The organism is Faunimonas sp. B44 (genome assembly GCF_052655945.1).
Genome location: NZ_JBQYEX010000032.1, coordinates 1 through 8,445, shown reverse-complemented (window position 1 = coordinate 8,445; position 8,445 = coordinate 1). Strand labels below are relative to the sequence as shown.

Below are 8,445 nucleotides of genomic sequence, written 5' to 3'. Positions count from 1 at the left end.
GAAGGACGCCGAGTTCGCCTTCGCCGGCTCGCCGGTCTGGACCGAGTACGAGTACGAGTACGACTACGACGAGGAGGAATGGGAGGAGGACGAGGAATACGTCTGATCCCCGAGGGCGCCGCTTCGGCGGCGCCCACCCCTCTCTCACCGGAACATGGAAATGAACAAGAACATCGTCATTCTCGCCGTCGAGGACGGCATCGAGTTCAGCCGCAACTACGCCCGCCGGATGCGACTGCCCTTCCAGGAGGGTTGGTCGGCGTGGAAGGCCTACCGCAAGGAGAAGAATGGGAACCTCACCTATCTCTCCCGGTTCAACTCCTATGATGAAGTCGAACAGTTCCTGCAAGGATGCAACACAAGCTCGTCCGCCGCGTAAGACACCGTCGTGACCACATGACGGTGCGGCGAACCGGGTGGGTCCTCATGTTCGAGGGTCTGCTCCAGGTCGTTTCCCTGGGTCGGTACAAGTCTGATCTCAGACACTACCTGACCACCCGCTGAACCAACAATCTGTCGATTGAACAAGGCCCGCCCTCACCGGCGGGCCTTTTTTAGTTTGAGGCCTGCGAATGAACTACCACGTCACGTTGGCGTCGACCAACGTCAAGACGGGACCGATCCCGGTCATCACCGCTTCGAAGAAGACCTGCCCCCCGAGCTGCCCCCTCTACAATGCGGCCTGCTACGCCTCCCTCGGCCCCCTCTCCCTGCACTGGGACAAGGTGACGCGGGGCGAGAAGGGGGGCTCACTGGAGGATGTCCTCACCCCCATCCGGAGGCTCCGCAAGGGCGAGGTCTGGCGCTATGGCCAGGCCGGGGATCTGCCAGGAGACGGCGAGAATATCGACAAGGAGAGTCTCCTTAAAATCGCCGCCGCGAACCGGGGCAAACACGGAATCGTGTTCACCCACAAAAAGCCGACAGAAGAGAACCTTGATGCAATCAGGGCGGCAGCTGCGGAAGGGCTCACAATCAACCTCTCGGCCAACTCGCCGGCCGAGGCGGATACTCTGGCGGAGCATGGTCAACCTGTCGTGACCATCCTCCCCAGCGAGTACGGCAGGAAGAAGAGAGGCAAGAACTGGGAGGAAAGCTACGAGGAATACAGGGAACGAACCAAGACCTTCCTGAAGGTCACCCCGGAGGGACGCAAGGTTGTGGTGTGCCCTGCCACCACGACTGATTTGACTTGCAAAGACTGTGCCCTTTGTTCAAGAAGTAACAGGAATGGCGTCGTTGTTGGCTTCCCTGCTCATGGCACGAGGCGGGGCTCGATAGACCGCAGCCTGACCTGTCGCTCACGGGGCCACTTCGAACATATTTCTGGAAACAATCAAGATCAATTTGTAGTGCTGTTTTAGGTTGGCGTATTTTCACGATTAACTGAGAGACAGGCATTTCGGATCCAGTCGAGAGGATTGGCCAATGGCTTCACTTTACAAACGGACAGGAAGCGAGGTCTGGCAGGCCCGCATCAAGGTCGGAGACGAGCTCCGACGCATCAGCACTGGTGAACGAGTCAAACGTCGTGCTCAAGAAGAGGCTGACCGCAGGGAGCGCGAAGCAAACGCGAACTTGATTGATCCCCGCGATGTCCGCCTGGTAGCGGCTGCTGCACGGTACTTCTCGGAAAAGTCCCAGCTACAACCGAAGACCGTGATCGAGTACAAGCATGCACTAGCTAACGTTTTCGAAGTGCTTGGCGATTTTCCGCTCAAGGCCCTCACGGAGAAACACCTCCACACCTACATCGATGGCAAGCTGGACAAGCCTGTGCAGCTTCGACGGGATCTGGCATTCCTGTCTAGCCTCTACACTCTAGCCCGCCTCTGGGAGCATGGTCCACGGACGAACCCGATCAAGGCATTCGACAAGAGCGGCATCCCGGAGGCGAAGAAGCACCAGACCTGGCTGAGGCCTGCAGAATTCGATCGCCTTCTCTCGGCATGTCGTACCGAGCTGCACCGACGTTTCGTCATTCTCGCCGTTCAGACGGGAATGCGCTACCGTGAGTTGCTAAACCTACGGTGGGAAGAAGTCGACCTTCAGGAGGGCGTGATTGAGCTGAAGGGCGAGCGAACCAAGAATCGCACGGGTCGGATCATTCCGCTATCGCAGCTGGCCCGTGACACATTTTTTGACACACCCGAGGCACAGCGGGTCGGGTGTGTCTTTCCCAACCAGAAGGGAGACGAGCCACTCACTAACATCCACAAGGCCTGGATCGGGATCCGGACCAGGGCGGGGCTACCCAAGCTCCGTATTCATGATCTGCGTCATACGTTTGCGTCCTGGGCGAAGCAGCGGGGCATTCCCGAGACGACCATCATGGAGATCATGGGTCACAAGACCCGAAGCATGGTCTCACGATACTCGCACGACAGCGTCGACACGCTCCGGAGCGCAATTAAGGCGTTTGATCGTGACACAGTTCGTGACACAGGAGCACCTGACGATTTGAGGCACAGTGCGTGATTTCAAAGACTTAGTGGTGCCGGCTGAGGGACTCGAACCCCCGACCCTCTGATTACAAATCAGATGCTCTACCAACTGAGCTAAGCCGGCCTCCTGCCGGATTTAGCGGTTCCGGGCCGGGCTGGAAAGGGCGGAGGCGCGGGGCGCACGCCTCGGGGTCGGCGGCCGCCACGGCCCCGTTCTCCGTTGTCCCGTACCCCGCGTTGTCCCGCTGCCCGTTGCCCCTCCCAGTTGCCCCTCCCCGTTGCGCCTCCCCGTTGCCCCTCCCCGTTGCGCCGCTGCCCTCCCCCGTTGCCCCGCTGCCCGATGGCTCGGGAGGATTCCACCGGGCGATGCGGCCCGATGCGGCCGCGATGCGGAATGCGGACAGGCTGACGGGACGCCTTGGCTGGTAACCCCACTTTCCGCGGGTGGTGCAGCAATTCCGTGCAAGCTCGCCCGGGGCGCCCGGATGGACCTGGCGCTTCGGGACCGTCCGGGCGCCGGGTTTCGATGCCGGTCGCGCCTGCCGCGCGTCGGGGAGCGGCAGGCGGCGATCGTCGCCGGCGGCGGGTCTTGGCCGCTTCCGTCGCGGCCTCGCCGCAATGCCGAGCCGGACCTGCGGCGTGAGGGCTGCTCCAGGCGCTCGGGGCTCTCGGGGCGCTCGGCGCTCTCGGGGCGGGCCGGGTTCGTCGGCGCGGCGTGTCGCGCGGCAATCGCGCCGCTCTTTGCGCCCGGTCAACGACCCGAGGGCCACAGGCGGCGAGGTTCGCGCCGCCGGCCGGTGCCGGCCCGGAGGCGAGGCGATGATCGGTGCAGCGCAGGTTCGGTTCGACCATCCCGGGGTTGGCTCGGCCGGCTCGGCCGGCGCGGACGGGGCGGACGTTTGGGAGGCGGAGGTCGCGGCGGCGTACGGGCGCTGCCACGCGCTGGACAGCTGGGCGGACCTCACGCGCCGGGCAGCCTTCGACAAGCGGGCCAAGGGCCTGATGCGGCACTGGCTCGCCGCCGCGGGCCCGGCGCAGGAGGCCGGCGGGGCTTCACCCCGGGAACCGGCGGCACGGACCGGGCCAGCGCCCGCTCCTGCGGGCAGCGCGGCGCGGGCGATCGGCGGCGGCGCGCCTGCGCCGGAACCGGCGCGGCCCTCGGGCCGAGCGTTTGCATAAGCGGCCCGGAACCCGGCGCCCGGCGCGGCCGCGGAACAGGAAACCGGATGCGGGCGCCGCGGCGCGCCCCGCACGACAATCGAAGGAGTACGGAGACATGGTGGACATTCACGGCGGAGAACGGGTCATCGACGTGCGCGAGATCCCGGCGCATCTGCGCCATGCGGTCATCTTCCAGCTGTTCGAGGCGCTGCCGCCCGCGCTGACCTTCCAGATCGTGAACGATCACGATCCGCGCATGCTGCGCCACCAGTTCGATGCGAGCTTCGGCGAGAGCGTCTCGTGGACCTATCTGGAAGAGGGCCCGGACGCCTGGCGGGTCCGCATCGGCCGCGCGGGCCCGAACTGAGCGGGCCCCCAATGGGCCGGTTCGGCCCGAACCGAGGGCGGCCGGGCCGCGCCCGGGCCGGACGGCCGGCCGGCGCAAGGCGCCCGCGGACGCCGCGGCAGCGGTACAGCGGGGCGGCGGCACGCGGAGCGCGCGCCATCTCCGCAGATTTTCCGAGCGGCTCCGGGGCGGCGTTGCGCCGTCCGCCCGATCAGATTGCGAGCGATTTCGGAAGCGGCGCGATTTTAACCATGCTCGTTTCCTGTTTCGATACCAACAGCGCCTAAAGTTTGTCGCACATTCGCGGTTTGGGGATGGCGACAATGACTGCTGAAGAAGCCGCCGCGCTCCTGGAACTGATCCGTTCCGACGGCGAAGACGTGCCCGAGATCGACCCGGCGGCCCTCATCCAGGCCTACCTCGCGGCGATCGGCGCGGCCGGCCAGGACCGCCTGCTCTAGCGGCCCCGATCAGACCAGCACGGCAAGGACGAAGATGCCGATCGCGAAGGCGAGCGCGACGAGCACGGCTCGCGTGAAATCGCTGCGGAAGGGGCTCATCGGCCTTTCGAACGTCCTTGGCTGCCGGCGAAGGTCATAGCACGGCAGCATATTACCGTAATCCCAAACACCCTGCATCCATTGCCCTTTTCCGGGTCATCCCTCTCCCGCTCCGGCGCCCGGGGCGATCCTTTCCGCGAGCCAGTCGCGATAGGCGGCGTTCACGTCGGAAAGCGGGAGGGTGAGGATCGCGGGGATCTCGTAGGGGTGCTCGCGCTCCAGGAGCGCCCGCAGCCGCGGCGCGGCCGCAAGCGTCGTCTTCGCGAGGAGCACGCATTCGGCCGCCTCCTCGACCGCGCCCTGCCATTCGTAGATCGAGACCATCGCCGGCAGGATGTTGACGCAGCCGGCGAGACGCTCGCCGACCGCCATTCGGCCGAGGCGCCCGGCGGTGTCGAGATCCGGGCACGGGACGTAGAGGAGGCAGGTCGCCGCGTTCTTCTCCACCTTGAACCTCCGCCCGTCCGGTCCGCTTGGCGCATGCCGACGGCCATGCTACGCGTGCGCCGCGCCCGGTCCAGCCCCGCCTCCAGTCCCACCGATGACGAACATCGCCATTCTCGCCAGCGAGGCGCCCGAAGCGATCGAGGCGGCCGGCGTGCTGCGCCGTCTCTACGGCGAGGTCCTGCCGCACCAGGCCGACGTCGTGGTGGCGCTCGGCGGCGACGGCTTCATGCTGCAGAACCTCCACCGCTTCATGAACACCGGCAAGCCGATCTACGGCATGAACCGCGGCACGGTCGGCTTCCTGATGAACGAGTACCGCCCGGAGGACCTCCCGGAGCGGATCGCGGCGGCGAAGATCGAGCGCATCCACCCGCTCGGCATGACGGCGACGCTCGCCGACCAGCGCACGGTCACGGCCAAGGCCATCAACGAGGTCTCGCTGCTGCGGCAATCCTACCAGGCCGCCAAGCTGCGCATCACGATCGACGGCCAGGTCCGGCTCGAGGAGCTGATCTGCGACGGCATCCTCGTCGCCACGCCGGCCGGGTCGACGGCCTACAACCTCTCGGCGCACGGGCCGATCATCCCGATCAACGCGCCGCTCCTGGCGCTGACCCCGATCAGCCCGTTCCGGCCGCGGCACTGGCGCGGCGCGCTCGTCCCGGACACGGTCAGGATCCAGATCAGCGCGCTGCAGCCGGACAAGCGGCCGGTCAACGCGGTCGCCGACCATTTCGAGGTGAAGAGCGTGCGCGAGGTCGAGATCGTCGAGGCGAAGGAGGACGTCTGCCTCGTCATGTTCGACGCCGGCCACAGCTGGGAGGAGCGGATCCTGGCGGAGCAGTTCCGCTACTGAGCCTCAGGCGGCCTGGACCATGGCGGCGATGTAGTCGCGCGCCGCGGCGCGCTTGGCGTCGGTGGCGAAGCGCCGGAGGAGCGCGAGGATCTGGTCGAGCTCGCGGTCGGGGCGCGCATCGAAGCGGGAGAGGATCGCGTCGATGAGGTGGGTGGCGCGCCGATAGTCGCTGCCGGCATCATCGCCCTCGATCGTCCGCAGCACGTCGGCGGCGGCTTCGAAGGCGGCGAAGGTGCGCTCCGGCAGGCGGGCTTTGGCGAGGAGCGCGTGGAGGCTGGCGGTGCGGCCGGAGCGCAGGAGCGCACCCACCCTCTCGCGCGGCACGCCGGTCAGGCTCGCGAGCGCCGTCTCGAAGAAGAGCTGCTGCCCGCAGGCGACCGCCCGGATGAGCAGCGCCGGCGTCAGCTCGTCGGCGGCGATGAGCCGCTCGACAAGGGCGGGGATCTCGTCCGCCGGCGCCTCGAAGGACATTGCGATGGTCATCCGCTCGCAGGCGTCGCGCGTCACCGCCTCGGCCCGCTCCGGCGCCAGCCAGAGCCCGTCCACGGCCCAGTCGCGGAGCGCGAACGCCAGCCGCGAGACGAGAGCCTGGCGTATCTCGACCGGCAGATCGGCGCGGCTGAGGAGGAGGTCGCGGAGCTCCGGATGGCCGCCGTGGCGCTCCACGATGCGGTCGAGCGAGAAGCGGGCGATTCGTGCGCCCGGATTGCACAGGAGCTCCACGCAGGCCTCCGGCTCGGCGACCTCGGAGAGCGCCGCCGCGACCGCCCGCGACACGACCGGGCGCCTGGCGACCGCGATCTGGACGGCCGGCTCCCGGGTGCCGACGAGATCGACCAGCTCGGCATCGAGAAGAAGCGGCGAGCGCTCGGCGACGAGCGCGGCGACCTGGACCTGGTCCGCGGCGAGCGCCAGGACGAGGTGATGAGGCGCCTTGTCGCTGTCGGCGATGGCGTCGGCGAGCGCGAGGCGGACGTCCGGCGCGGGATCGTCGAGCAGCACCGTCATGGTGGCCTCGACGCCGTCGCGCTCCTCGTCGGCGAGGGGCGAATAGAGATAGGCGCGGGCGAGCGCATGGGCCGCCTCCGCCCGCCGCGAAACCGGTGCGCTCTGCATCCATTGCAGGATACGTTCCACGATCATGCAGGTCCCGGCACCGACGCAGCCTCCCGAAGCCAGCGAAGGATGCACCTGCGAGCCTTAATGTTTGGTTCACCTTAAGGGACCCGCGCCGAACTTGGCGCCCGGGCCGGCGCCGACTAACGTGCCGGGCCGGGAAACGGGGAGATCGGCATGCCGGGGCTCTACTTCGAGGATTTCGAGATCGGCCGGGTCTTCCGCCACGAACTGACGCGGACGGTGACGGAGATGGACAACATGCTGTTCTCCAACATGACGCTGAACCCGCAGCCGCTCCACATCGACAGGCATTTCTGCGAGACGCGCACTGAATGGGGCCAGCCGCTGATGAACTCGCTGTTCACGCTCGGCCTCATGATCGGCATGTCGGTGCAGGACACCACCCTCGGCACGACGATCGCCAATCTCGGCATGACCGACGTCCGCTTTCCCAACCCGCTGTTCCAGGGCGACACGGTGCGGGCGACGACGGAGGTGATCGCCAAGCGCCAATCGAAGTCGCGCGCCGATGCCGGCATCGTCGAGTTCGAGCATAGCGCCTTCAACCAGCACGGCCAGCTCGTCGCCATCTGCCGCCGCCAGTCCTTCATGAAGATGAAGACGGTGAGCGCCTGATGCGCTCGCTGCTCTTCGTCCCCGCCGACAGCCCGCGGAAGCTCGAGAAATCGCTCGCGAGCGGCGCCGACGCGCTGATCCTCGACCTGGAGGATTCGGTTGCGGCGGAGAACAAGGCGGCCGCGCGCCGGACCGCCCTCGCCTTCCTGCTGGAGCAGCGCGGCGAGCACGGCCGGCCGCGCCTCCTCGTCCGCATCAACGGCCTCGATTCCGGCCTCGCCGACCTCGACCTCGACGTCGTGGCGACGGGCGCGCCGGATGCGATCATGCTGCCGAAGGCGTCCGGCGGCGCGGATGTGACCCTGCTCGACGTGAGGCTCTCGGTCCGCGAGGCGCTGCACGGCCTCGCCCCCGGCTCGACCGGGATCGTCGCGCTGGCGACGGAGACGCCTGCCGGCATCTTCGGCATCGGCAGCTATGCCGGATCGAGCCCGCGGCTCGAAGGCCTCAGCTGGGGGGCGGAGGACCTTTCGGCCGAGATCGGCGCGCTCGCCACCCGCGACGCATCGGGGGCATGGACGGAGCCGTTCCGCCTGGCGCGGAACCTCATGCTCTTCGCCGCCAGCGCGGCCGGCGTGGCGGCGATCGACACGGTGTACGTGAGCTTCCGCGACGAGGCGGGCCTTATTCGCGAAGCCCGCGAAGCCGCCCGGGACGGCTTCACCGGCAAGCTCGCCATCCATCCCGCGCAGGTACCCCTCATCAACGAGGCGTTCACGCCGGACGCCGAAGCGGTCGGCCATGCCGAGCGGGTCGTCCGGGCGTTCCAGTCCGCGGGCAATGCCGGCGTCGCCTCGCTCGACGGCCGGATGCTCGACCGGCCGCATCTCGCACTGGCACGACGGCTGCTCGCCCGCCGCCCGCCGGGCGGTGCCG

Annotated in this window: 11 protein-coding genes and 1 tRNA gene; 9 read left to right on the top strand and 3 right to left on the bottom strand. The window is 67.6% G+C overall.

The window, feature by feature from the left end; all coding sequences use genetic code 11:
- The first annotated feature begins 160 nt into the window (after positions 1 to 160).
- From ACUN0C_RS19890 to ACUN0C_RS19880, 3 genes are all read left to right on the top strand, one after another.
- Positions 161 to 379: a hypothetical protein gene (locus ACUN0C_RS19890; protein WP_445468153.1), complete on the top strand. Its 219-nt coding sequence runs from the start codon at positions 161 to 163 to the stop codon at positions 377 to 379.
- 193 nt (positions 380 to 572) lie between these two features.
- A complete protein-coding gene (locus tag ACUN0C_RS19885; RefSeq protein ID WP_445468152.1) occupies positions 573 to 1,364 on the top strand; it encodes a DUF7227 family protein in 792 nt (263 codons plus the stop codon).
- A 64-nt stretch (positions 1,365 to 1,428) separates the two neighbouring features.
- On the top strand, positions 1,429 to 2,478 hold the full coding sequence (locus ACUN0C_RS19880; RefSeq protein WP_445468151.1) for a tyrosine-type recombinase/integrase: 1,050 nt from the start codon (positions 1,429 to 1,431) through the stop codon (positions 2,476 to 2,478).
- A gap of 14 nt (positions 2,479 to 2,492) precedes the next feature.
- On the opposite strand, the gene ACUN0C_RS19875 is transcribed toward ACUN0C_RS19880, so the two are convergent.
- Positions 2,493 to 2,568 (bottom strand) — tRNA-Thr (locus tag ACUN0C_RS19875).
- A 695-nt stretch (positions 2,569 to 3,263) separates the two neighbouring features.
- Between ACUN0C_RS19875 and ACUN0C_RS19870 the strand changes: the two genes are divergently transcribed.
- The 3 genes from ACUN0C_RS19870 to ACUN0C_RS19860 all read left to right on the top strand — a co-directional run bounded on the left by ACUN0C_RS19870 (position 3,264) and on the right by ACUN0C_RS19860 (position 4,412).
- Complete coding sequence (locus ACUN0C_RS19870; protein WP_445468150.1) at positions 3,264 to 3,623, top strand: hypothetical protein; 360 nt, start codon at positions 3,264 to 3,266, stop codon at positions 3,621 to 3,623.
- A gap of 97 nt (positions 3,624 to 3,720) precedes the next feature.
- Positions 3,721 to 3,972 carry a DUF2249 domain-containing protein gene (locus ACUN0C_RS19865; RefSeq protein ID WP_445468149.1) on the top strand — a complete coding sequence of 84 codons (252 nt, stop codon included), beginning with the start codon at positions 3,721 to 3,723 and terminating at the stop codon, positions 3,970 to 3,972.
- A gap of 302 nt (positions 3,973 to 4,274) precedes the next feature.
- A complete protein-coding gene (locus ACUN0C_RS19860; protein WP_445468148.1) occupies positions 4,275 to 4,412 on the top strand; it encodes a hypothetical protein in 138 nt (45 codons plus the stop codon).
- 195 nt (positions 4,413 to 4,607) lie between these two features.
- On the opposite strand, the gene cutA is transcribed toward ACUN0C_RS19860, so the two are convergent.
- Positions 4,608 to 4,958: a divalent-cation tolerance protein CutA gene (gene cutA / locus ACUN0C_RS19855; RefSeq protein WP_445468147.1), complete on the bottom strand. Its 351-nt coding sequence runs from the start codon at positions 4,956 to 4,958 to the stop codon at positions 4,608 to 4,610.
- A gap of 94 nt (positions 4,959 to 5,052) precedes the next feature.
- Here cutA and ACUN0C_RS19850 point away from each other — a divergent pair, with 94 nt between their 5' ends.
- Positions 5,053 to 5,814: an NAD kinase gene (locus ACUN0C_RS19850; RefSeq protein WP_445468146.1), complete on the top strand. Its 762-nt coding sequence runs from the start codon at positions 5,053 to 5,055 to the stop codon at positions 5,812 to 5,814.
- Between the two features lie 3 nt (positions 5,815 to 5,817).
- Here the strand turns inward: ACUN0C_RS19850 and ACUN0C_RS19845 are convergent, their stop codons facing one another.
- Positions 5,818 to 6,957 (bottom strand): DUF2336 domain-containing protein, encoded by a 1,140-nt coding sequence (locus ACUN0C_RS19845; RefSeq protein WP_445468145.1) that lies wholly within the window; start codon positions 6,955 to 6,957, stop codon positions 5,818 to 5,820.
- Between the two features lie 150 nt (positions 6,958 to 7,107).
- Here ACUN0C_RS19845 and ACUN0C_RS19840 point away from each other — a divergent pair, with 150 nt between their 5' ends.
- Together ACUN0C_RS19840 and ACUN0C_RS19835 are read left to right on the top strand one after the other, a co-directional pair.
- A complete protein-coding gene (locus ACUN0C_RS19840; RefSeq protein WP_445468144.1) occupies positions 7,108 to 7,569 on the top strand; it encodes a MaoC family dehydratase in 462 nt (153 codons plus the stop codon).
- The coding region (locus ACUN0C_RS19835; protein WP_445468143.1) for an HpcH/HpaI aldolase/citrate lyase family protein at positions 7,569 to 8,445 on the top strand (877 nt) is incomplete at its 3' end. The genes ACUN0C_RS19840 and ACUN0C_RS19835, both read left to right, overlap by 1 nt.